This window comes from Nakamurella endophytica (genome assembly GCF_014646215.1).
Classification (GTDB): Bacteria; Actinomycetota; Actinomycetes; order Mycobacteriales; family Nakamurellaceae; genus Nakamurella; species Nakamurella endophytica.
The window spans coordinates 1-22460 of sequence record NZ_BMNA01000005.1; the positions used below are offsets into that span (position 1 = coordinate 1).

Genomic DNA, 22460 nt, shown 5'->3' on the forward strand with positions numbered 1-22460 from the left:
GGCGCGACGGCGTCGAGGCGCTGTGGATCCTGACCCGCGAACGCCGCCGCCGACCCATCCCCGTCCCGTGAGCAGGCGCCTGTCGACGGCGCGCCCTGCAACGGCGGTCCCGGACCGGGCCGCCCGGTGATCACCGCGCTGAGCTGGATCGTCCTCGCCGCCTGCACCGTCGCGCTGCTGGTCCTCGGCCGCTCCCGCACGGCCGTCCCGCTCGGCGTGTCCGTGCTGGTCGGCGCGGTGCTGCGGATCGGTTACGCGGCGCTGACGTCCCGGCGCTACACGCCGAACGACGTCGCCTCCTACTTCCAGTCCACCGGCCGGCTGGTCCTGGAGGGCCGGGACCCGGTGCACGACCTGCCGCACCGGCAGTGGAACTTCCTCGAGCTCATGCCCTGGGTGCACGCGGCCGAGCTGCAGACCGGGTTGCCCTGGGTCTACGCGGTCAAGATCGCGCCCATCCTCTGCGACCTGGTCGTCATCGTGCTGGTCGCCCGGCTGGCCAGGTCCGACGGACCCGCCCGGGCGCTGCAGTACGCCGTCAACCCGCTGTCGCTGCTGGTGGTGTCGCTGCACGGTCAGGTCGAGCCGGTCGCGCTGGCCCTGGCGCTCGGTGCCGTCGTGCTGCTGCGGCGCCGGTGGCCGGTGTTGGCCGGCGTGCTGCTGGGCGCCGCCGTCGCCGCGAAGACCTGGCCGGTGGTGATCCTGGTGGCCGTGCTGCCGCTGCGCAGACCGGTGGTGGCGCTGCGGATCCTCGTCGGCGCCGCGGTCGTGCCGGTGCTCTGCCTGCTCTCCGGTGTGCTCTTCCTGGACACCGACCCCGTGCACGACGTGCTGCACATGACCAGCTACTCGTCGTACGTCTCGCTGTGGACGTGGTCGGCCGTGGTCATCCAGACCGTCGACGTCAAGGGTGGTTACGACTCCCCGGTCGGATCCGTGGGGTCCCTGCTGCTGCTCGCCGGCGTCGCGGTGACGCTGTACCTGCTGCGCCGCCGGCCGCCCGAGGTGCGGGCCTTCGGAGTGCTGTGCGCCGCGCTGATCTGCACCGCGGGCTTCAGCACCCAGTACCTGATGTGGGTGCTGCCGTGGGCGTTCCTGCTGTCCGGTCCGGTGCGGCTCTGGTTCGTCGCCGCCTCGACCGCCTGGGGCGCGGTGTTCTACCTGCACCCGTTCCCCGAGTACGAGCAGTACCTGCGGGGCATGTCCTGGTTGCCGTGGGCGCTGCTGGTGCTGCTGCTCGTCGAGCAGGTGCGGCAGGCCCGGGTGGCCGAGGTCGCCGGCGCACCCCTGGGCGCCGACCGCCCCGACGGCGCCAGGACCGCCGACCCGGACGCCGTCCGAGCGGAGACCCCCGCCGGAGTCGGCCCCGGCAGCGCGGCGGCCGAGGCCGCGTCCGGATCGGACCGTGGAGCACCCCGCTCCCGGGACGCCGACCCGGTCACCGCACCGTTGGCCCTGCGCCCGCCACCCTGACCGGGGTCACCGGCACGCGGGGGACGGACGGCCCGGGAACGCGCGGGCTGCCACCCTGGCAGGCGCGGGGCTGCCGACCCGGCGGGTACCGCAGGACACGGCCGATCAGGCTCGGACGGGTGGGCGCGGACGGGTTCGAACCGCCGACCGCCCGGGTGTAAACCGGGTGCTCTTCCGCTGAGCTACGCGCCCGTCGCGGGCGTGCCCGGCACGCCCGCCGTCCCTCAGTCTCGCAGACCCGACCGGGTCGGCCCGGCCGTCGGCCCGCTCGGAGCCGCCGGCCGGTGCCCCGCCCGGTCAGACCTCGGCGAGGGCGTCGATCGCCCGCCGCCAGGCCGCCTGGTCGCGCGCCTGTCCCGGCTCCTGCACCTCCGACCACCGCAGCACGCCCGAGGTGTCGACCAGGAAGGTGCCGCGGTTGGGCATACCGGCGTCCTCCCGGAACACGCCGTAGGTGCGGGAGACCGCGCCGTGCGGCCAGAAGTCCGACAGCAGCGGAAAGTCGAAGCCCTGGTCCTGCGACCAGGCCAGCAGCGACGGCGCCGGGTCGCACGAGACGGCCAGGATCTGCACCCGCTCGTTCTGGAAGCTGGCCAGGTCGTCCCGCACGCTGCACAGCTCGCCGGTGCAGACCCGGGAGAAGGCGAACGGGTAGAAGACGACCAGGGCAGCCCGTTCCCCGCGGTACGACGACAGCGTCACCGGCGTGCGGTGGGCGTCGGGCAGGGTCCAGTCGGGCGCCGGGGCGCCGATCTCCAGGGACACGGGGCACACCTCTCCGGCCGCAACGGGCCCGGCGGGTCGGACGCGGCCGCAGGCGCGGCCCCGAAACGTGCACCCGGACCGGGCGACGGGCCGGACCGGGCGATACCGCGGATCAGCGGTGGATCGGCGGCGGCTCAGCGGTGGCTCAGCGGCGGATGCGGCCCTGCTTGGCCCGGGCCAGCTTGCCGATCATCCACGGGCCGCCGCTGGGCACCGTCGTGGTCTGCGCCAGGCCGGCGGTGCGGGTGGCCTCGGCGATGTCGCTCGGCTCGACGTAGCCCTCGGTGCCGGTCTTCGGGGTGAGCAGCCAGATCACCCCGTCATCGGCCAGCAGGGTGATCGCGTCGACCAGCGCGTCGGTCAGGTCGCCGTCGGAGTCGCGCCACCACAGGATCACCGCGTCCAGGACGTCGTCGGCGTCCTCGTCGAGCAGATCGCCCTGGATCAGCTCCTCGATCGCGGACCGCAGGTCGTGGTCGACGTCGTCGTCGTACCCGATCTCGCCCACGACGTCGCCCGCGGACAGGCCCAACCGCGACGCCACGGTCGCGGCCTGTCCCGACACCCCACTCATGGCGCTGTCCACCCTCTCCACGCTCGTCCGACCGCGTCACGCCGCTCGACGGCGGCCGCCGCAGTCCGCTGACCGGCTGCGATCCCGCCACGGCCGGCTGTCACCGGCCCGCGCGTTGCACCACAGTATGCGGGGCGGGCCGCGCCACCGAGACCCTCGGCGCCGATCCGGTGCGCCGGCGTCGCCGGCGCGGCGCCGCGGACCGTCGCGACCGGCCCCGTCCCGGGGGTGCGAGGTGGCTGTCGGGGGCGTGCGGGAGGATGCTGGATGACGGTCGCGTGCACCCCCGCGCGGCCGTGCCGGGCCGGCGTGTCGGCCGGTCGTCACCGACCGGGCCGGTGGGCCGCCCCGGATCCGACAGCGACGAGGAGATCCCTTGGCAGCGCCTGCCACCAGCAGCCCTTCGACCAGCAGCAACGGTGACGCCCGCGGGACCGACGGCCGGTCGGCGCGGCACCACCTGATCCGCGACGGTATCGCCGCGCAACTGCCGGACGTCGACCCGGAGGAAACCGCCGAGTGGCTGGCCTCGTTCGACGCCATGGTGGACGCCGGCGGCCAGCAGCGCGCCCGCTACCTCATGCTGCGGATGCTGGGTCGCGCCGCCGAGCGTCACGTCGGCATCCCGGCGTTGACCACGACGGACTACATCAACACCATCCCGACCGAGGAGGAGCCGTTCTTCCCCGGTGACGAGGACGTGGAGCGGCGGTACCGCGCGTGGATCCGCTGGAACGCCGCGATGATGGTGCACCGCGCGCAGCGCCCGGGCATCGCCGTCGGCGGTCACCTGTCGACCTACGCCAGCTCGGCCACCCTCTACGAGGTCGGCTACAACCACTTCTTCCGGGGCAAGAACCACCCCGGGGGAGGCGACCACGTCTTCTTCCAGGGGCACGCGTCGCCGGGCATGTACGCCCGGGCGTTCCTGGAGGGCCGGCTGTCGGCGGAGCTGATGGACGGCTTCCGCCAGGAGGTCTCGCACCCGGGCGGCGGGCTGCCGTCCTACCCGCACCCCCGGTTGATGCCAGACTTCTGGGAGTTCCCGACGGTGTCGATGGGCCTCGGCCCGATGAACGCCATCCAGCAGGCCAGGGTCAACCGGTACCTGCACCACCGCGGCATCAAGGACACCTCCCAGCAGCACGTCTGGGCGTTCCTCGGCGACGGCGAGCTCGACGAGGTCGAGTCCCGCGGGCTGATCCACGTCGCCGCGCTGGACGGGCTGGACAACCTGACCTACGTCATCAACTGCAACCTGCAGCGCCTGGACGGGCCGGTGCGCGGCAACGGCAAGATCATCCAGGAGCTGGAGGCGTTCTTCCGCGGGGCCGGCTGGAACGTCATCAAGGTCATCTGGGGCCGGGAGTGGGACGCGCTGCTGCGCAGCGACCGCGACGGCGCCCTGGTGAACCTGATGAACACCACCGCCGACGGCGACTACCAGACCTACAAGGCCAACGACGGCGCCTACGTCCGGGAGCACTTCTTCGGTCGCGACCCGCGGACCAAGCAGCTGGTCACCGGCATGTCCGACGACGAGATCTGGTCCCTCAAGCGCGGCGGGCACGACTACCGCAAGGTCTACGCGGCCTACCAGGCGGCGCTGACGCACGAGGGCCAGCCGACGGTGATCCTGGCCAAGACGATCAAGGGCTTCCACCTGGGGTCGTCGTTCGAGGGTCGGAACGCCACCCATCAGATGAAGAAGCTGACCCCGGCGAACCTCAAGGAGTTCCGGGACGAGCTGCACATCCCGATCAGCGACGCCGAGCTCGAGGCCGACCCGTACCAGCCACCGTACTTCCACCCTGGCGACGACGCCCCCGAGATCCGCTACCTCAAGGAGCGGCGCGCCGAGCTCGGCGGGTTCGTGCCGGAACGCCGGGTCACCGCCAAGCCCCTGGTGCTGCCCGGGGACAAGGTGTACGACGTGCTGCGGCGCGGCTCGGGCAAGCAGGAGATCGCCACCACGATGGCGTTCGTCCGGCTGGTCCGCGACCTGTTCAAGGACCCGGAGATCGGCCGCCGCGTCGTGCCGATCATCCCGGACGAGGCCCGGACCTTCGGCATGGACTCGTTCTTCCCGGCGCAGAAGATCTACAACCCGTCCGGCCAGCTGTACACCGCGGTCGACGCCAACCTGATGCTGGCCTACAAGGAGTCGGAGCAGGGCGTCATCCTGCACGAGGGCATCAACGAGGCCGGCTCGGCGGCGACGTACACCGCCGTCTCCACCAGCTACGCCACGCACGGCGAGCCGATGATCCCGATGTACATCTTCTACTCGATGTTCGGGTTCCAGCGGACCGGCGACGAGTTCTGGGCCATGGGCGACCAGATGGGCCGTGGGTTCATCCTCGGCGCCACCGCGGGCCGCACCACGCTGACCGGCGAGGGGCTGCAGCACGGCGACGGGCACTCGCACCTGCTGGCCGCGACGCAGCCGCACATCGTGGCGTACGACCCGGCCTACGGCTACGAGATCGCGCACATCGTGCGGGACGGGTTGCGCCGCATGTACACCAACGACTCCACGGGCGCCGGTCCCGGCGGCGACCGCGTCCTCGCCGGCGAGAACATCTCGTACTACATCACCATGTACAACGAGCCGTACGTGCAGCCGGCGGAGCCCGCCGACCTGGACGTCGAGGGTCTGCTCAAGGGCATGTACCTGCTGTCCCCCGCGCGGGAGACGGAGGGCCGGGCCCGGGTCCAGCTGCTGGCGTCCGGCGTCGGCGTGCGCTGGGCGCTGGAGGCGCAGGAGCTGCTGGCCACCGACTGGAACGTCGCCGCGGACGTCTGGTCGGTGACCAGCTGGACCGAGCTGCGACGGGACGGCGAGGACGTCGACCGGGCCCGGCTGCTCGACCCGGCCGGCGACCACGGGCAGGCCTACGTGACCGCGCGGCTGTCCGCGATGCCCGGCCCGGTCGTCGCCAGCAGCGACTACCAGCGGGCGGTGCAGAACCAGATCGCGCCGTGGGTGCCGGGCGACTTCACCGCCCTCGGTGCGGACGGCTTCGGGTTCTCCGACACCCGCGCGGCCGCACGCCGGCACTACCTCATCGACGGACCGTCGATGGTCGTCGCCGCCCTCGCGGCACTCGAGCGGCAGGACGGCTACCGCCGCGGCGCGGCCGCCGAGGCGGCGCAGCGCTACCGGCTGGACGACCCGCGGGCCGGCCGGTCCGGCAGCGCGGGCGGCGAGTCCTGACCGTCGCGGCGGCCGCTCCAGGGATCCCGCCGGCTCCTGATCGGACGCCCGCTCCCCGGCCACCCGGCCGGGGAGCGGGACCGGGTCGGTGCGGTGGGACGGGCTCGCTCCGGACGGGGTCCGGCCGGCCCGGCAGAGGGACAGCTGATCGTTTTCAGGTGTAGCCACACCCGATCGCCGCACGGTATCTTTTCGGCGTTGTTGCTCTTCTCCTGGTGCCTGTGGCTCCGACGGGGTTGGCGCATCCCCTCGGCCGGAGAAGGACCCGCCCGGGGTGTCCTACAACCGCGATCACCGCGGACAACGCTCGAGGAGAGCAAGCATGGCGCAGGGAACTGTGAAGTGGTTCAACGCGGAGAAGGGCTACGGCTTCATCTCCCCCGACGACGGCTCTGGCGACGTCTTCGTGCACTACTCGGCCATCACCGGGACCGGCTACAAGTCGCTCGAGGAGAGCCAGCGGGTGCAGTTCGAGGTCGAGCAGTCGCCGAAGGGCCCGCAGGCCACCGGCGTCCAGGCTCTCTGAGACACGACGCACCGACGCCACGGCGTCCCCGAAGGCCGGCACCGCACTGCGGTGCCGGCCTTCTGCGTCCCCGTGCCCGCCGGCCGCGCGATGCCGACCTCGGGCCACGCACGCGCCCACCGCACCGTGCCGCGCCTCGGGCTCGGCGGCGCGCGCCCCGCACCGCACCGCCGTCGGTGCACCCGGGCACCGGACCGGACCGCCGTCCGCTCCTTCGCCGTTCCCGCCGGCGCCGCCCGCGCGGCTGGCACGCTGACCGGGTGAGCACCACGGCCGCCGGGCTGAGCACCGCGACGGTCCGGCGCATCGAACGGGCCGCGGGCGGGGCGGCCACCCGCGCCGTCGCCCTGATGGACGCCAAACTGCCCTGGTTCCGCACCCTGCCCGCGGCGCAGCGGTCCGCCGTCACCCTGGTCGCCCAGGCCGGGATCTCCGGGTACGTCGACTGGCTGGCCGCCGGCGAGGCCGCCCGGGGACCGGGCGGAGCCGCCGTCCCGTCCGTCGGATCGATGTTCGGGCAGGCGCCCCGCGAGCTCGTCCGGTGGGTGTCGCTGCGCCGGACCGTGGAGCTGGTCCGGGTGGCCATCTCCGTCGCCGAGGAACTGTTCCCGGCGCTCGCCGCCGATCCCGACGAGGCGTCCGCGGTGACCCTGTCGCTGCTGCGCTACTCCCGCGAGGTCGCGTTCTCCGCCGCCGCGATCTACGCGGCCGCCGCCGAGAGCCGGGGAGCGTGGGACCAGCGGCTCGAGGCGCTCGTGGTCGACGCGCTGGTCCGCGGCGAGAACGACGACTCGCTGGCGTCCCGCGCCGCCGCGCTGGACTGGGACCTGACCCGGCCCGTCGTCGTGCTGGTCGGTAACCCGCCGGACGGCGACGCCCGCAGCATCGTGGCGGACGCGCTGGGCGTCCCCACCCGGGACGGGCGCTGGCTGCTGCTCGGCCAGCACCGCGGCCGGCTGATCGTCGTGGTCACCGCCGGCGATGCCGACGAGCTCGAGGTGGCGGCGACCGCGGCGGTCGCGGCGTTCGGTGCGGGACCGGTGGTCCGCGGGCCGACCGGCGTCGGCCTGCCCGGCGCCATCCGCTCGGCGCGGGACGCGCTGTCCGGCATGCGGGCCGTCGTCGCCTGGCCGCAGGCGCCGCGCGGCGTACCCGCCGCCCGCCTGCTGCCCGAACGCGCGCTGGCCGGCGACGCCGACGCGCTCGAGGAGCTGCGCAGCACGGTCCACGCGCCGCTGCAGGCCGCCGGCGACACGCTGCTGCGCACCCTGGACGCCTACCTCGATCGCGGCGGCGCGCTCGAACCGACCGCACGGGACCTGTACGTCCACGTCAACACGGTGCGGTACCGGCTGCGCCGGGTCGCGGAGCTGACCGGTCTCGACCCCTGGGTGAGCCGGGACGCGGCCACGCTGCGGGCCGCGTTGACAGCCGGGCGGCTGGCCACCGGCGGGTGACGGCCGGACACCCGCGCGTGGCCCCCGGACGGTGGCGGCGGCCCCGAGCCGCACGGCGCAGCGGTCGGGACTTGAACGAACCCGACCGTCGGTTTGTAGGGATCCTCCAGACTTCCGGGCCCAGGTTCGGGCGCGCCGCCCGCGCGCGTCGTGACCGTTCCGTGATTGGCTACGACGCGTGTTGGCCGTCGTCGCCCCCGGGCAGGGCTCCCAGAAGCCCGGCATGCTCGCCCCCTGGCTCGAGACGGACGGGGCCGCCGCCACCCTGGACCGGTTCTCCGCCGCCGCCGGGCTGGACCTGACCAGGCTCGGGACCTCGGCGTCGGCCGACGAGATCAAGGACACCGCGGTCACCCAGCCGCTGGTCGTCGCCGCCGCGCTGCTGGCCGCCACCGCGCTCGACCTGCCGGCCTCCGCCGTCACCGCCGGGCACTCGGTCGGCGAACTGGCCGCCGCGGCACTGGCCGGGGTGCTCACCGACGACGACGCCGTCCGGCTCGCCGGCATCCGGGGCGCGGCGATGGGCCGGGCGTGCGCCGTGACCCCGACCTCGATGGCCGCCGTGCTCGGCGGGACCGCCGACGACGTGCTGGCCGCTCTCGCCGGGCTGGACCTGGTCGGTGCCAACGTCAACGGCGCCGGCCAGATCGTCGCTGCCGGTGCCGAGCCGGCGATCCGCCGGCTGGCGGCCGAGCCGCCGGCCGGCACCCGGGTCATCCCCCTGCAGGTCGCGGGCGCGTTCCACACCGCCTTCATGGCCCCGGCGCAGGACGAGCTGCGGGACCGGGTCGCGGACATCCCGGTGTCGGACGCCCGCCGGCCGCTGCTCACCAACTCCGACGGATCCGTCGTCGAGGGTGCCGGCTCGGGCAGCCGGTACCTGCGCCTGCTGGTGGACCAGGTGACCCGCCCGGTGCGCTGGGACCGCTGCATGGCGACCTTCCGTGGACTGGGCGTCACCGGCGTGCTCGAACTGCCGCCGGCCGGCACGCTCGTCGGGCTGGTGAAGCGCGACCTCAAGGGCGTGGCGACGCTGGCCCTGCGCACCCCCGACGACCTGGACGCCGCGGCCGCGTTCGTCCGCGAGCACGAAGGAGTGCCGGCATGAGCGGCGCCGTCATCCGCCCCGCACAGGGCGCACCCGGGGCCCGGGTGGCCGGGCTCGGCCACTACCGGCCGGACCGGGTGGTGACCAACGACGACCTGGCGCAGACCCTGGACACCAACGACGAGTGGGTGCGCACCCGGGTCGGGATCCAGGAGCGCCGGTTCGCCGGGCCGGACGAGTCCGTCGTCTCCATGGGTGCCATCGCGGCCGCCAAGGCGATGGCCGAGGCCGGCGTCACCGCCGCCGACGTCGACGCCGTCATCGTGGCGACCTGCACGCTGCCCACCCAGATCCCGCACGCGGCCACCCAGATCGCCGGCCGCCTGGGCATCCACGCGCCCGGCTCGTTCGACGTCAACGCCGCGTGCGCCGGCTTCTGCTACGGGCTCGAGGTGGCGGCGCAGGCCGTCCGGTCGGGCGCCGCGACGACCGTGCTGCTGGTCGGCTCCGAGAAGCTCACCGACTGGGTGGACCCCACCGACCGGGCGAACGCGATCATCTTCGCGGACGGCGCGGGCGCGGTGGTCGTCACCGGCGCGGACACCGAGGGCGTGGGGCCGGTCGCCTGGGGCAGCGCCGAGGACCTGACCGAGACGATCAACATCCCCGACCGCGCGTCGTTCATCCACCAGGAGGGCCAGTCCGTCTTCCGCTGGGCCACCACCGCGATCGCCCCGGTCGCAGAGCGGGCGGTGCGGATGGCCGGCCTGGAGCTGGCCGACGTGGACGTGCTGGTCACCCACCAGGCAAACCTGCGCATCGTCGACGCCATCGCCCGCAAGCTGGTCTCGGCCGGCGCCCGCGACGACCTGCGCGTCGCGCGGGACATCGTCACCACCGGCAACACCTCGTCGGCGTCCATCCCCGTCGCGCTGGACCGCATGCGGGCCGCGGGCGAGGTCGCCTCCGGCGAGGTGGTGCTGGCCATCGGGTTCGGTGCCGGGCTGACCTACGCCGGGCAGGTCTTCCGGTGCCCCTGACCCCCGCCCCGACTCTCGCCGTGGCCGTGCCGGTACGCCCCGCGGCCCTGCCGGTACGCCGCCCCCGGGGCCGGCCGGAGCCGGTCGGGCAGAATGCCCGGCGGACCGGGGATCACCGTCCCCCACCGGCCGGCGGCGACCTCCGCCGGTGCCACCCCACCAGAGCCGCGGAGGTCCGCGGACACCGTCGAAAGGACACACCGTGACCAACGAGGAGATCCTGCCCGGTCTTGCCGAGATCGTCGAGGAGGTCGCCGGGGTCAGCAAGGACGACGTCTCGCCGGAGAAGTCCTTCGTCGACGACCTGGACATCGACTCGCTGTCGATGGTCGAGATCGCCGTGCAGGCCGAGGACAAGTTCGGCGTGAAGATCCCGGACGACGAGCTGGCCAACCTCAAGACCGTCGGCGACGCGGTCGACTACATCGCCCGCAACTCCAGCTGACACCGGCCTCCCGGGACGCGCGCACCGCGCCGTCCCGGGAGCCGGCCCCAGGTCCGGGCCCCGCCGATCGGCGCGGGACGACCGGCCGCACCCGGTACCGGACCGTCCCGGACCATCGGGAACCTCTTCTCCCTCCCCACCCGACGTGACAGGCGGTGAACCGCGATGAGCGACGACACGGACGTGGTCGTCACCGGCATCGGCGCGACGACCCCGATCGGCGGCACGGCGCCGGACACCTGGCAGGCCATGCTCGACGGCCGGATCGGCGTCACGGCCAACACCGCGCCGTGGGTCGAGAAGTACGGGCTGCCGGTGGCCATCCACGCCCCCCTCGCCGTCGAGCCGACCGAGGTACTGCCCCGGGTCGAGGCGCGCCGGCTCGACCGCTGCCAGCAGGTGGCGCTGGTGGCCGCGCGCGAGGCGTGGGCCGACGCCGGCGAGCCGGACGTCGACCCGGAGCGGCTCGGCGCCGTCGTCGGCACCGGCATCGGCGGCGCGCTGACCCTGCTCGGGCAGGACGACCTGCTGGAGACCGAGGGCCTGCGCAAGGTGGCCGTGCTGACCATCCCGATGCTCATGCCGAACGGCCCGGCGGCCGCGGTCGGGCTGTGGGTCAAGGCCCGCGGCGGCGTGCACGCGCCCGTCTCGGCGTGCGCCTCCGGCGCCGAGGCCATGGCCTGGGCGTACACGATGATCAAGGCCGGCGAGCTGGACATCGCCCTGGCCGGCGGCGCGGAGGCCTCCATCCACCAGCTGCCGGTCGCCGGGTTCTCGCAGATGCGGGCGATGAGCACGCGCAACGACGACCCGCGCACCGCCTCCCGCCCGTTCGACGTCGACCGGGACGGCTTCGTGCTCGGCGAGGGCGCCGGCATCGTGACGCTGGAGCGCCGCTCGCACGCGGTCGCCCGCGGCGCGCGGATCTACGGCACGCTCGCCGGCGTCGGGATGTCCAACGACGCGCACCACATCACCGCGCCCGAGCCCGACGGCGAGGGCGGCAGCCGGGCGATCGGCAAGGCGCTGCGCTCCGCCGGGCTGTCCGCCAAGGACATCGGCCACGTGAACGCCCACGCCACCTCGACGCCGGTCGGCGACGTGGCCGAGAGCAAGACCATCCTGCGGGCCATCGGCGACCACCCGGTGGTGACCGCGACGAAGTCGATGACCGGCCACATGCTCGGCGCCTCCGGAGCCGTCGAGGCCATCGCCACGCTCCTCGCCGTCCGCGACGGCGTCGTCCCCGGCACCCGCAACGTCTTCACCATGGACCCCAAGATCGACATTGACGTGGCCACCGAGAACCGGACCGTGCCGCTGACCGCCGCGGTCAACGATTCGTTCGGCTTCGGCGGCCACAACGTCGCGCTGGTCTTCACCGGCGCCTGATCCGCCCGGCGGCCCACCGGCCGCCACCCGCCACCGCCTGCCGTAGGAGCCTGCCCGTGACCACCACAGCGCCGCCGACCACGACCCCGCCGGCCCCGCCGTCGGGCGGTGGTCCGTCCGGCTCCGGGCTCGGGCCGCGGCAGCTGGACTACCGGGAGCCCGAGGTCCGACTGGCCAAGCTGCTGGATCAGGACTCGCTGGTGCCGCTGCACGGCACCGACACCTCCGGCGTGTCCGTGGTGCGCGGCCGCATCGACGGCTCCAAGGTCATCGCCTACTGCACGGACGCCACCCGGATGGGCGGCGCGATGGGGTCGGCCGGGTGCCGGCACATCGTGGAGGCCATCGACACGGCGATCCGCGAGCGCATCCCGGTCATCGGGCTGTGGCACTCCGGCGGGGCCCGGCTGGCCGAAGGCGTCGAGGCGCTGGACGGTGTCGGGTCCGTCTTCGCCGCGATGATCCGCGCGTCCGGCCGGGTGCCGCAGATCTCGGTGGTGCTCGGGCCGGCCGCCGGCGGCGCGGCCTACGGGCCGGCGCTGACCGACATCGTGATCATGTCGCCGGACGCCCGGGTGTTCGTCACCGGGCCGGACGTCGTCCGCTCGGTGACCGGCGAGCAGGTGGACATGGAGGAGCTGGGCGGCCCGGCCGCCCACGGCCGCAAGTCCGGCGTCGTGCACATCGTCTCCACCTCCGAGGACGACGCCTACGTCCGCGCCCGCAAGGTGACCTCGCTGTTCTCCCGGCCGGGTATCTCCGGCGTGCAGGGGATGGCCGACGACGAAGGCCTGGCCGCGCTGCTGCCGGCGCAGAAGAACCGCGCCTACAACGTCAAACCGCTGGTCGACCGGATCCTCGACGAGCCGATGGAGGAGCTGCAGGCACGCTGGGCCCCGAACATCGTCGTGGGGCTCGGCCGGCTCGGCGGCCGCAGCGTCGGGGTCATCGCCAACAATCCCCTGCGACTCGGCGGCTGCCTGGACTCGACGTCGGCGGAGAAGGCGTCCCGCTTCGTGCGGATGTGCGACGCCTTCGGGATCCCGCTGCTGGTCATCGTCGACGTCCCCGGCTACCTGCCGGGCGTCGGCCAGGAGTGGGACGGCGTGGTACGCCGCGGCGCGAAGCTGCTGCACGCCTTCGCCGAGGCCGTCGTCCCGCGGGTCACCCTGGTCACCCGCAAGGCCTTCGGCGGCGCCTACATCGCCATGAACTCCAAGGCCCTGGGCGCCACCGCGGTCTTCGCCTGGCCCGACGCCGAGATCGCCGTCATGGGCGCCAAGGCCGCCGTCGGCATCCTGCACCGGCGCAAGCTGGCGTCCGCCCCCGACGACGAGCGCGAGGCGCTGCACGAGCAGCTCGCGCAGGAGCACGAGAAGGTCGCCGGCGGCGTGCAGCGGGCCCTGGAGATCGGCGTCGTCGATGAGGTCATCACCCCGGAACAGACCCGGCGCCGGGTGGCCGAGGCGCTGGCTTCCGCGCCCGCCGGACGCGGCGCGCACGGCAACATCCCGCTGTAGCGGGCAGGACCGGCCGGGTCGCTCGCGACCGGGTCGACGGGGAGGGCTCCCTCTCCCGAGGACCGGGAGGGGCCGGCGCCGTCAGCGGTGGCCGGCTGCTCCCGCGGGGACGCCGGCGGTCAGCACGCGGTCCGGGTCGGCTCGCGGGTGGTGCCGTCCACCAGCAGGTGGTCACCCTGGCGCTCGAGACGGACCGTGGTCTCCCAGTGGATGCACCCGGCCCGCAGGTCGGCGGGAGCCTGCGCCAGCTCCTGCACCGACGTGAACCGGACCTCGGCGGTCCACGGATCGCTGCCCACCGCGGTGACCCAGATCGAGCTGTCCGTGGTGGTGCTGTACCCCGTCATCCAGGCCGACTGGTCCAGTATCGCGGCGACCCGCGGGGTCACCGAGTCGGCCCACGCCCCGTAGTCGTGCGCGTTGATGGCGTCGAAGTAGCGCTGCAGGCCGGACTGCACGTCGCCAACACCGTCGACGTCGTCGAGACCCGGGGCGAGCTGCACGGTGACGTTGGTCGACGGGCCGACCCAGTCGGCGTCGTCGTCGGCAGAGACCGAGGCGGGCGGCGCCGCAGCGGTCGCCGGCCCGGAGGGCTCCGGCCCCTCGACCTGCTCGGGCTGCTCGGACGGCTCGGTCGCGTCCTCCGCGGTGGGTGCGGGCGTGCCCGCCGCAGTGCTCGACGGAACACCCGCCATCGACGGAGCACCTGCCGGCACGGACGGCCGCGCCTGCGGACTCGCCGAGGTCGCCAGGGTCGCCGCGGTCGCGGCAGGTCCACCGGCCGGCGAAGGCGTCGACGACCGGGTGGCTGCTGCAGAACGACCGACCGGGGCCGAGGCGGCCGGGGAGGTCGAGGCCGGCGGCCCGCTGGTGGACGGTGCTGCGGGGCGACGGTGCCCGGTCGTGCCGGCGGCGGTCCGGGGGGCCGGCGAAGACGGGCCGGTGGCGCTCGCGCGGGACGGGCGGGCGGGCGGCGCGGGCAGCGACGAACCGGAGCCGCGGGAGGACGCGCCGGTCGAGCCCGGTCCGGACGGCGCCCGGTCGGCGGCACCGGATGCGACGGACGACTCCGCGGCGTCGGCGACGGAGAGGGCCTGCTGCCGGCCCAGCACGACGGCGGTCGTCCCGCCGGCGAGGATCACGCACACGACGGCCACCAGCAGCACCAGCGTCAGCTGGTGCCCGGACCACCGATTGCGCACGCACCGACTCCTCGAGCCCCGACCCGGCGCGCCGGACGGCGCACCGGCACAAGGACGTGCGTCGTGGGACGGGGTTGCGGCCGGACGGGACGGCGATGGGCCGGACGAGCGGGGTCCGCTCCGCGCCGGTCACGCTCCGTGCGTGGTCGGTGGATCCATTTCGGCAGGTGCGACGCCCCTGACCTCCGTCGGGTGACGGGACGCCACCGAGCGTCCGGCGGGGTCAGCCGACCTGGTGCAACCAGGTGACCGCGGCACCCTCCCCGGCGCTGCGGAACGGCTCCAGCTCGGCGTCGACGTCCACGCCGATCGCGGACGACAGCGCGTGGCGCAGGCCGTCGAGCGTGCTGGCCTGGCCGAGGATGCTGCGCAGCTGGTCCTCGCCGAGCATCACGTCGCCGTTGGCCGACACCGCGGCCCGCCAGATAGCCCGGCCGGGGACGTGGCAGATGCGCTCGCCGTCGCTGCCCGGGCTGGCGTCCTCGGTGATCTCGAACCGGACCATCGGCCAGGCGCGCAACGCCGTCGCCAACCGGCCACCGGTGCCGGCATCGCCCCGCCAGCAGACCTCTGCCCGCAGGGTGCCGGGCAGCGCCGGCTGAGGCGTCCACGTCAGGGACACCCGATCTCCGATCACGCCGGAGATGGCCCACTCGACGTGCGGACACACCGCCGCAGGCGCCGAGTGCACAAAGATCACGCCACGCGTCACCGTCATCCTCCGCTCGAGCTCCTACGTCTTCCCCAACGTGAAGCACGGCAGCAGGCGCCGGTCCGGACCGGTACGGCTCCGGAGAGCCTCACCGACCCGGGTGACGAACAGTTACCACTGAGATTGCTGTGGTCATTGTGCACAACGAAGCACGGACGCGCCAGCCCTTGCCCCAACCGGGTGGTCCCGATCGGGCGCCGGCGGTCCGCACGGGCCTCGCAGGTGCGGGCCGAGTGGCCAGCGGCCGATTCCGGACCGTGGGCGGGGACCGGACCGCGCCCCGCCCGCTGGACACGGGCGACGCGGAGGGCGGCGGCGGGACGGGCGGCTCGTGGGCGGCGGCGGTCCGCGGACCGGCCGGGTCAGACGAGCCGGGTGCGCTCGGAGTCGGAGCGGTCCCGCCAGACGCCGTCCGGGAAGGTGCGGCTGTCGACGCCGAACAAACCGGCGAGCACGGCGAACAGGACGAGCAGGGCGAACAGCACGAGGAGTGTCATACAGAAATCGTGGCCGCCTGCACTGACCGCGTCCATCTGTTTGTTCTTCCGTAGTCCCGTAAGCTGCGCTGCATGATCGACCTGCGGCGTCTGGAGATCCTGCGCGAGCTCGACCGGTGCGGCACCATCGCCGCCACCGCGCAGGCCGTGCACCTGACGCCGTCGGCGGTGTCCCAGCAACTCGCGGCGCTGTCCCGGGAGGCCGGCACCGCGATGCTGGAGCCGGACGGCCGGCGGGTGCGGCTGACGGCCGCGGCGCAGCTCCTGCTCAGCCATGCGCACGAGGTGTTCACCCACCTCGAGCACGCCGAGTCCGACCTGGCTGCCTTCCGCCGCGGCGACGCCGGCACGGTGCGGCTCGGGTCGTTCGCCAGCGCGGTGAGCAGCATCGTCGTGCCCGTGCTGCGGACGGTGGCCGAGCGTTCGCGGCTGCAGGTGTACACCGTCGAGGTGCAGCCCGAGGGCGCCGCGGACGCACTGCTCGGCCGGTCGGTGGACCTGGCACTGACATTGAGCGGCGAGCCGCCGACCGCGGACGACGACGCCCGGCTGCACGTCGAGCCGCTGCTCACCGACGTCCTGGACGTCGCGCTGCCGGTCGGTCATCCGCTGGCCGCGGGACCTGCCGTCGACCTGGCGGACCTGGCCGACGAGCCGTGGATCGTCAACATCCCGGGGACGCCGTGCTGGCAGGTGGCCGTGTCGGCGTGCGCCCGGGCCGGCTTCACGCCGCGCGTGCAGCACCGGGCGGACGAGTTCACCGGGGTCATCGCGCTGGTCAGCGCCGGCGCGGGCATCGCCCTGCTGCCCCGGCTGGCGCAGGACGTGCTCCCGCAGGCACCGGTCGTGCTCCGTCCGGTCGCCGGGGTCAGCCCGGTCCGGCACATCGGCGTGCAGTACCGCGCCGGGACGGCGGCGCAGCCGCACATCGCACCGGTGCTCACTGCGCTGCGCGAAGTCTGCGCCGCCCTGGCGCGGTGCGCACCCGGGGCTCAGCGGCAGCGGCTGACCGCCGTGGCCACCGCGTCCGCGTAGAGCTGCCCGCCGGCCGCGCCGGGGTGCACGTCGTCGGCCGCCAGCAGGTCCTGGTGGCCGGCGATGGCGCCGTGCCAGTCGGCCAAGCAGGTGTGCGGCCTGCCCGCGGCCGCGGTGGCCAGCTGTCGGTTCACATCGTCCTCCCAGGACTGCGGGCCGAAGGCGGTGACCAGCACGACGACCTGGGAGGCCGGCAGCAGCTGCAGCGTCCGGAGCAGGTCCGCGGCGGGCTGGGTGCCGTTCGTCCCCAGGCCCAGCACCAACACGGGCCGGATGTCGCCGGCCACGATGTGGCCGCGCAGCACGTCGCCCAGGTCCCAGAGCTGGCGGCCCACCTTGGCGTCGACGTCGATGCCCGGGAACCGCGCCAGCAGGGCCGGGGCGGACGCCAGCATCACGCTGTCGCCGATGGCGGTGATCGCCGCGCCGCCGGCCGGCTGCGGTGCCGGGGACGGCGCCGCGGCGGATGCCGGCCCAGCCGGGGACGTCGTCGCGGGCGACGTCGGGATCGATGCGGACTCGACGGGCCGTCCAGTGCCGGCCGGCGTGGTCGTCGGGGCGGGTGGGCCGGCGGTCGGGCCGGTGGCGGCGGCCGGCGAGGACGGAGCCGGGGCGGGTGCGGCAGGGCTCCGGGGCACGGTCGGCGGCACGGTCGGCGGCGGGCTCTCGGCACCGCCGGCCGGCGGCGCGGTGGCGCTGCCCGTGGTGGCCCTGGCCGTGGTGGCCCTGGCCGTGGCGGCCGTGGTGGCGGTGGCGGCCGTGGTGGCGGCCGGACCGGGCGCCGGGCGGGTGGCGCGGGCCGCCGGCAGCGGCGGGACGGTCACCACGGCGACAGGCGCGTCGGCCACCCCGCGGGCGCGCGAGGTCGTCGGGGAGGCGGGGACGGCCACCGTCGGGACGGCGGTCCGCGCCGCGACCCGGCTGGCGCTGGCCAGCGCCTCCTCCCCCGCGGCCAGGCTCACCGACACGCTCGACCGCGCCGGAGCCAGCACGATCCCGCAGGCCGCGGTGCCGACGGCGAGCACGGCCGCCACCGCGGCGGCCCAGGAAGCGCTGCGGCGCGCGGGCCGGCCGGGCGCGGCCGACAGCTGCCGGTCGAAGCGGCGCAGGGCCCCGCGGACCCCGCTGCGCCGGATAGGCCGCTCCACCCAGCGCCACGACACCTCGGTGCCGACCGCGGCCACCGCCACGCCGACGACCGCGGCCAAGAACGTCCCCAGGTCCCGCCGGAGCAGCCGGTCGGCCACCACGATGGCCGGCCAGTGCCACAAGTACAGCCCGTACGACCGCATGCCGACGGCCCGCAGCCAGCCGACGGACAGCACCCGGTGGACCAGTCCCCGGGACCGGATGGCCCCGGCCACCACCCCGACCGCCGCCACGTCGAACAGGAACAGCCCGCCGCGGAAGGTGAGCGGCCGGTCGAGGGACAGCTCCGTCATGCCGTAGAGCACCAGCGCCAGGCACACCGGCCCGAGCACCGCCAGGTTCCGCGCACGGCGCCGGCGCCGGCCCGGGTCGATCTGCGACTCCGGCCGGACGAACGCCAGCGCGGCGCCGAGCAGCAGCCCGAAGCCGTGGGTGTCCGTGCCGGTGTAGACCCGGGTCGGGTCCGCGCCCGTCCGGTACAGCACGACCATCGCCAGCGCGGACACCGCCGCCAGCAGCAGCACCCGCCAGACCCGTCCGTGCCGCCGGACGGTGGTCAGCATCAGGATCGTCACCCACGGCCAGAACAGGTAGAACTGCTCCTCCACCGCCAGGGACCACAGGTGGGTCAGCAGCGACGGTTCCATGGCGTCGACGTAGGACGTGCCGTTGGCGATCTGCAGCCAGTTGCTCGAGAAGGTCAGCGCGCCGGACAGCTGCCAGCGCAGACCGACGCCCAGGTCGTGCCCGGCCACGGCGGTGACCGCGCACACGGTGACCAGCAGGAGCAGCAGCGCGGGCAGCAGGCGGCGCGCCCGCCGGTGCCAGAAGGCCCGGATGTCGATGCGGCCGAACCGGTCGTGCTCGCGCTGCAGCAGCGCGGTGACCAGGTACCCGGAGATGACGAAGAACAGGTCGACGCCGGCGAAGCCGCCCGGCAGCCACGACACACCGGCGTGGTACAGCACCACCGCGATCACCGCGACGGCGCGGACACCGTCGAGCGCGGGCGCGTAGGCGACGGGGCGGCTGGCAGCTGGCATGCGTCTCTCCGGCCGCGGACCCGGATGCGGCGCACTCGGTCCCCGGACGGATCCGCGGCCGACACGAGGGGGTCGACGGCGACGCTAGAGCCGCGTGCCCGCCGCGCCGGGAAGGCTCGCCGGAGCCCGACGGCGCCCGTCCGGAACGACAACCGTGTCGGCGTCAACTCGGCCGATCGGGTGGGCGCCGGCCGGGCCCGAGCGCGGTGCCGGCGCCGTGCGGACGACGATCGGCCAGAAAAGTGCAACGGATCGGTCAGGATCCGTGCATCCGAGCGGTCCGCGTGGACAGAATGGACTGGTGCACGCCGCGACAGCCGGCGTCGGGGCCGAGCCGACGCGGCGTGCGCCTGCCGGCTCGGCCGGTCGCGGCCGGGCCGGCCGCGGACCGGTGTCCGGCACGTCGGCCCGGCCGTCGGGGCGTCCCCGCGGTCCGGCCGGGCGAGTGGGGCGAGTGGGGCTCGAACCCACGACCTGACGGATTATGAGTCCGCTGCTCTGACCGACTGAGCTACCGCCCCGCCGAGAGGGTATCGGGGTCCGCGTGGCCCCGGAGTCGTACCGCCGGTGCCTGTCGGTCGACACACCGGACCCGCCCGTCCGGGCGCCGGACGACGAGCCGCGGATCGGGTCCGCGGGTGCTGGCACGCCCCGCGGTGGGCTATCCTGGTCGGGCGCCCTGCAGCGGCGCCGTTCCTCCGTAGCTCAATTGGCAGAGCATCCGACTGTTAATCGGACGGTTACTGGTTCGAGTCCAGTCGGGGGAGCCACACCGGGCCGCCGGCCCGCGCGTCCGGCCCCGGATCGGGGCCCCGATCAAACGTCGTTCGGGCGCTCATCACCTGTTGACGGCCGAATTCACAGCCGCCGCAACACCGCCTGCACCGCGGCGATCTGCGCCGTACGCCCGGCGACCACCGCATCCGCCAGGGCCAGCGCCTCGGTGTTGCGTCCCTCCGCCTGCTCGACACCGGCCAGTGCAACGGCGGCGCGGGCCTCGAGGATCAACCGGGACAGGAAGGCGGTGTCCCAGGCGCGGCCGCGCCGGGCGGGCAGCGTCCCGGACCCCGGCACACCCGTCGTCGCGGTGCCCGTCGACACCGCGCCGCCCGATCCGATCGTGTCCGGGACGCTCCCGGCGCCGTCGGTGGCCCACCGGTCGACCAGGGCCCCGGTGGTCGCGGTCTCGGTCCGCAGGTCGTCGGCCACGGTCCCGGCGAGCTCGCGGACCCGCCCGTCCGTCGCCTCGGCGACGCCGCGCTCGGCCAGCGCCAGGACGTCCCGCTCCCGGGCGAGCAGTGCCGTCACGAACGCGACGTCCGCCGGACCGTGGGTGTCCGCGGCCGGGCCGGACGGCGTCCCGGAGCCCTGCGCGGGCGGCGGGAGGGCGGTCGAGGCGGCCCGGGACTCCGCGGCGACGGACAGCGTGGTGCCCGGCGGCACCGCCGCCCGGTCGGCTCCGCCGCCGCACCCGGCGACCCAGCACAGCGCGACGACGGTCGCGCCCAGTCGAGGTCCCCGGCCCATCACCCGAGCAGTGTCCCCCGACGGTGTCGCCCGCTGCACCTGCCGCCCGGATGCCGCGTCGCTCGCCACGGACCGCTGCGTCACGACCGGCGGACCTCCCGCCGGTCGCCGTCCACCCGGCGGGTCCACCCGCGGCGGTCGAGGTGCTCCAGCAAGGGCACGGCGATCCGGCGGGTGGCGCCCAGCGCCTGCCGCGCCGCGCTGAGCGTGAACGGCCCCGGCAGGGCGGCCAGCACGCGCATGGCCCTGGCGGGCGCGTCGGGCAGCAGGACCACACCGCCCGGCAACCGGAGCACCCGGCCCAGTCGCTCCGCTGCCGCCAGCTGGGCCGGGCCGAGGCCGAGCCCGGCCAGTTCCTCGGCCTCCGGTGCGGCGAACGGCGCGGCCCGGAGCCGGTCCTCGACCTCCCGCAGGGCGCCCTCCGCGGCGCCCAGCGATGCGGTGGTGCCCGCCCGGTGCACCCGGCCCTCCGCGGCCACCAGGCCGGCGGCCGCCGCAAGCGGCGCGACCAGCTCGGCCGCCGGCAGGTCGAGGGCACGGCGCGCCGCGTCGAGCGGCAGTGCCGGGTCCAGAGGGTGCCGGCCGGCGTGGGCGTCGACAGCCGTGGCCAGCTCGGTGGCCCACCGCTGCCAGGTGTCGGCCGCGACCCACCAGCCGCCGACGGCGGTGATCCGCGGGTCGTCACCGGGGTCGAGGTCCAGCCGCCGGGCCTCGTCCCGGCGGACCGCACCGCGGCGCAGCAGCTGACCGACGGCGGACGTGGCGACCGCCTCGTCGGCCAGCTCGCGGGCGCGCGCGGCCGCCGCGCCGCGCCGCCGCAAGGCCGGCGGGTCGACGTCCAGGACCCGGACGCCGGTGAGCACGGTGCCGCCCGGGTCGCGCAGCACGGCCCGGTCGCCCACCGCCAGCGGCACCGGTGCGGGCAGCGACAGCCGGGCACCGTCCGCACCGAGCGGCCGGACGTGCACCACGAAGGAGGCGGTGCCGGTGTGCAGGTGCAGCGTGGCGGGCAGCTCCGCCGCGTCGCCCGCCGTCCGCACGTCCACCACGTCCGTCGGCTGCCACTCCCCCGGCCGCACCAGCACCGTGCCGCGGCCCACCTCGTCCGGACGGACATCGCGCAGGTTCACCGCGACCCGGGCGGCGCCGTCGATCCGCTCGACGGGCCGGCCCAGGGACTGCAGGCCGCGCACCCGGACCCGGCGCCCGGCGACCAGCACCTCGTCGCCCACGGCGATCCGGCCGTCCGGCAGCGTCCCGGTCACGACGGTGCCGCTGCCCCGCACGGTGAAGCTGCGATCCACCCACAGCCGCAGCCGGGCCGCTGGATCCGGCACCGGGACGGCGTCGGCCAGCCGCTGCAGGGCCTCGCACAGCTGGCCCAGTCCGGCGCCGGTGTGGCCGGACACCGCCACCACCTCGGCACCGGCCAGCGAGGTGGTCGCCAGCCGCCGGCGCGCCTGCTCGGCCGCCGGCTCCGGGTCGGCGAGATCGGACCGGGTGACGACGAGCAGGCCGTGCCGGACGCCCAGCGCGTCGGCGGCCGCCAGGTGCTCCTCGCTCTGCCGGCGCCAGCCCTCGTCGGCGGCGACGACCACCATGACCGACGGTGCCGGGCCGACCCCGGCCAGCATGTTGCCGAGAAAGCGCTCGTGCCCGGGCACGTCGACCAACGCCACCGTCCGCCCGTCCGGCAGGTCCGTCCAGGCGTAGCCGAGGTCGATGGTCATCCCGCGCCGGCGCTCCTCGGCCCACCGGTCCGGTTCCATCCCGGTCAGGGCGCGGACCAGCGTGGACTTGCCGTGGTCGACATGCCCGGCGGTGGCGACGACCAGCAC

18 protein-coding genes and 3 tRNA genes are annotated in these 22460 nt (G+C 75.2%); 11 read left to right on the forward strand and 10 right to left on the reverse strand.

Annotation, left to right across the window (positions count from 1 at the left end; genetic code table 11):
• Window positions 1-126 precede the first annotated feature (126 nt).
• A complete protein-coding gene (locus IEY37_RS13680; protein WP_188942456.1) occupies window positions 127-1473 on the forward strand; it encodes a glycosyltransferase 87 family protein in 1347 nt (448 codons plus the stop codon).
• Window positions 1474-1593: 120 nt separating this feature from the next.
• Here the strand turns inward: IEY37_RS13680 and IEY37_RS13685 are convergent.
• The 3 genes from IEY37_RS13685 to IEY37_RS13695 all read right to left on the reverse strand — a co-directional run bounded on the left by IEY37_RS13685 (window position 1594) and on the right by IEY37_RS13695 (window position 2812).
• Window positions 1594-1665, reverse strand: a tRNA-Val gene (locus IEY37_RS13685).
• 105 nt (window positions 1666-1770) lie between these two features.
• Window positions 1771-2238: a peroxiredoxin gene (locus IEY37_RS13690; RefSeq protein WP_188942458.1), complete on the reverse strand. Its 468-nt coding sequence runs from the start codon at window positions 2236-2238 to the stop codon at window positions 1771-1773.
• 145 nt (window positions 2239-2383) lie between these two features.
• Window positions 2384-2812, reverse strand: coding sequence for a DUF3052 domain-containing protein (locus tag IEY37_RS13695; protein ID WP_188942460.1), 429 nt, complete (start codon window positions 2810-2812; stop codon window positions 2384-2386).
• A 376-nt stretch (window positions 2813-3188) separates the two neighbouring features.
• Between IEY37_RS13695 and aceE the strand changes: the two genes are divergently transcribed.
• From aceE to IEY37_RS13735, 8 genes are all read left to right on the forward strand, one after another.
• A complete protein-coding gene (gene aceE, locus IEY37_RS13700) occupies window positions 3189-6029 on the forward strand; it encodes a pyruvate dehydrogenase (acetyl-transferring), homodimeric type (RefSeq protein ID WP_229674429.1) in 2841 nt (946 codons plus the stop codon).
• A gap of 322 nt (window positions 6030-6351) precedes the next feature.
• Window positions 6352-6555 (forward strand): cold-shock protein, encoded by a 204-nt coding sequence (locus IEY37_RS13705; protein ID WP_188942462.1) that lies wholly within the window; start codon window positions 6352-6354, stop codon window positions 6553-6555.
• A gap of 260 nt (window positions 6556-6815) precedes the next feature.
• The gene (locus IEY37_RS13710; protein ID WP_229674430.1) at window positions 6816-8012 is read left to right on the forward strand and encodes a PucR family transcriptional regulator; all 1197 of its coding nucleotides are present in this window, start codon (window positions 6816-6818) and stop codon (window positions 8010-8012) included.
• 178 nt (window positions 8013-8190) lie between these two features.
• The gene (locus IEY37_RS13715) at window positions 8191-9120 is read left to right on the forward strand and encodes an ACP S-malonyltransferase (protein ID WP_188942464.1); all 930 of its coding nucleotides are present in this window, start codon (window positions 8191-8193) and stop codon (window positions 9118-9120) included.
• Entirely contained in the window at window positions 9117-10100 is a 984-nt protein-coding gene (locus IEY37_RS13720; RefSeq protein ID WP_188942466.1) for a beta-ketoacyl-ACP synthase III, read from the forward strand. The genes IEY37_RS13715 and IEY37_RS13720 overlap by 4 nt, the downstream gene beginning before the upstream one ends.
• A 202-nt stretch (window positions 10101-10302) precedes the next feature.
• Entirely contained in the window at window positions 10303-10545 is a 243-nt protein-coding gene (locus IEY37_RS13725; RefSeq protein WP_188942468.1) for an acyl carrier protein, read from the forward strand.
• Window positions 10546-10710: 165 nt separating this feature from the next.
• Complete coding sequence (locus tag IEY37_RS13730; protein ID WP_188942470.1) at window positions 10711-11937, forward strand: beta-ketoacyl-[acyl-carrier-protein] synthase family protein; 1227 nt, start codon at window positions 10711-10713, stop codon at window positions 11935-11937.
• 143 nt (window positions 11938-12080) lie between these two features.
• Window positions 12081-13457, forward strand: a complete 1377-nt coding sequence (locus tag IEY37_RS13735) for an acyl-CoA carboxylase subunit beta (RefSeq protein WP_188942848.1) — start codon at window positions 12081-12083, stop codon at window positions 13455-13457.
• Window positions 13458-13576: 119 nt separating this feature from the next.
• On the opposite strand, the gene IEY37_RS13740 is transcribed toward IEY37_RS13735, so the two are convergent.
• From IEY37_RS13740 to IEY37_RS22555, 3 genes are all read right to left on the reverse strand, one after another.
• Window positions 13577-14659: a hypothetical protein gene (locus tag IEY37_RS13740; protein WP_188942472.1), complete on the reverse strand. Its 1083-nt coding sequence runs from the start codon at window positions 14657-14659 to the stop codon at window positions 13577-13579.
• Between the two features lie 223 nt (window positions 14660-14882).
• Window positions 14883-15377 carry a DUF3145 domain-containing protein gene (locus IEY37_RS13745; RefSeq protein WP_188942474.1) on the reverse strand — a complete coding sequence of 165 codons (495 nt, stop codon included), beginning with the start codon at window positions 15375-15377 and terminating at the stop codon, window positions 14883-14885.
• A 356-nt stretch (window positions 15378-15733) separates the two neighbouring features.
• Window positions 15734-15868 (reverse strand): hypothetical protein, encoded by a 135-nt coding sequence (locus tag IEY37_RS22555; RefSeq protein WP_268238012.1) that lies wholly within the window; start codon window positions 15866-15868, stop codon window positions 15734-15736.
• A 72-nt stretch (window positions 15869-15940) separates the two neighbouring features.
• On the opposite strand from IEY37_RS22555, the gene IEY37_RS13750 reads away from it, so the two are divergent.
• Window positions 15941-16903, forward strand: coding sequence for a LysR family transcriptional regulator (locus tag IEY37_RS13750; RefSeq protein ID WP_188942476.1), 963 nt, complete (start codon window positions 15941-15943; stop codon window positions 16901-16903).
• Here IEY37_RS13750 and IEY37_RS13755 read toward each other — a convergent pair.
• Window positions 16861-19095 (reverse strand): acyltransferase family protein, encoded by a 2235-nt coding sequence (locus tag IEY37_RS13755; protein ID WP_188942478.1) that lies wholly within the window; start codon window positions 19093-19095, stop codon window positions 16861-16863. The genes IEY37_RS13750 and IEY37_RS13755 overlap by 43 nt on opposite strands.
• 446 nt (window positions 19096-19541) lie before the next feature.
• A tRNA-Ile gene (locus IEY37_RS13760) sits at window positions 19542-19616 on the reverse strand.
• A gap of 173 nt (window positions 19617-19789) precedes the next feature.
• Here IEY37_RS13760 and IEY37_RS13765 point away from each other — a divergent pair.
• A tRNA-Asn gene (locus tag IEY37_RS13765) sits at window positions 19790-19865 on the forward strand.
• Window positions 19866-19953: 88 nt separating this feature from the next.
• On the opposite strand, the gene IEY37_RS13770 is transcribed toward IEY37_RS13765, so the two are convergent.
• On the reverse strand, window positions 19954-20706 hold the full coding sequence (locus IEY37_RS13770; RefSeq protein ID WP_188942481.1) for a DUF305 domain-containing protein: 753 nt from the start codon (window positions 20704-20706) through the stop codon (window positions 19954-19956).
• Entirely contained in the window at window positions 20703-22460 is a 1758-nt protein-coding gene (gene selB, locus IEY37_RS13775; protein ID WP_188942483.1) for a selenocysteine-specific translation elongation factor, read from the reverse strand. The genes IEY37_RS13770 and selB overlap by 4 nt, the downstream gene beginning before the upstream one ends.

Bases quoted from the DNA above. Each gene is read 5' to 3' on its own strand.
- IEY37_RS13695 (WP_188942460.1), bottom strand. From the start codon at position 2,812: ATGAGTGGGGTGTCGGGACAGGCCGCGACCGTGGCGTCGCGGTTGGGC.
- IEY37_RS13705 (WP_188942462.1), top strand. From the start codon at position 6,352: ATGGCGCAGGGAACTGTGAAGTGGTTCAACGCGGAGAAGGGCTACGGC.
- IEY37_RS13720 (WP_188942466.1), top strand. From the start codon at position 9,117: ATGAGCGGCGCCGTCATCCGCCCCGCACAGGGCGCACCCGGGGCCCGG.
- IEY37_RS13730 (WP_188942470.1), top strand. From the start codon at position 10,711: ATGAGCGACGACACGGACGTGGTCGTCACCGGCATCGGCGCGACGACC.
- IEY37_RS13745 (WP_188942474.1), bottom strand. From the start codon at position 15,377: ATGACGGTGACGCGTGGCGTGATCTTTGTGCACTCGGCGCCTGCGGCG.
- IEY37_RS22555 (WP_268238012.1), bottom strand. From the start codon at position 15,868: ATGACACTCCTCGTGCTGTTCGCCCTGCTCGTCCTGTTCGCCGTGCTC.
- IEY37_RS13750 (WP_188942476.1), top strand. From the start codon at position 15,941: ATGATCGACCTGCGGCGTCTGGAGATCCTGCGCGAGCTCGACCGGTGC.
- IEY37_RS13755 (WP_188942478.1), bottom strand. From the start codon at position 19,095: ATGCCAGCTGCCAGCCGCCCCGTCGCCTACGCGCCCGCGCTCGACGGT.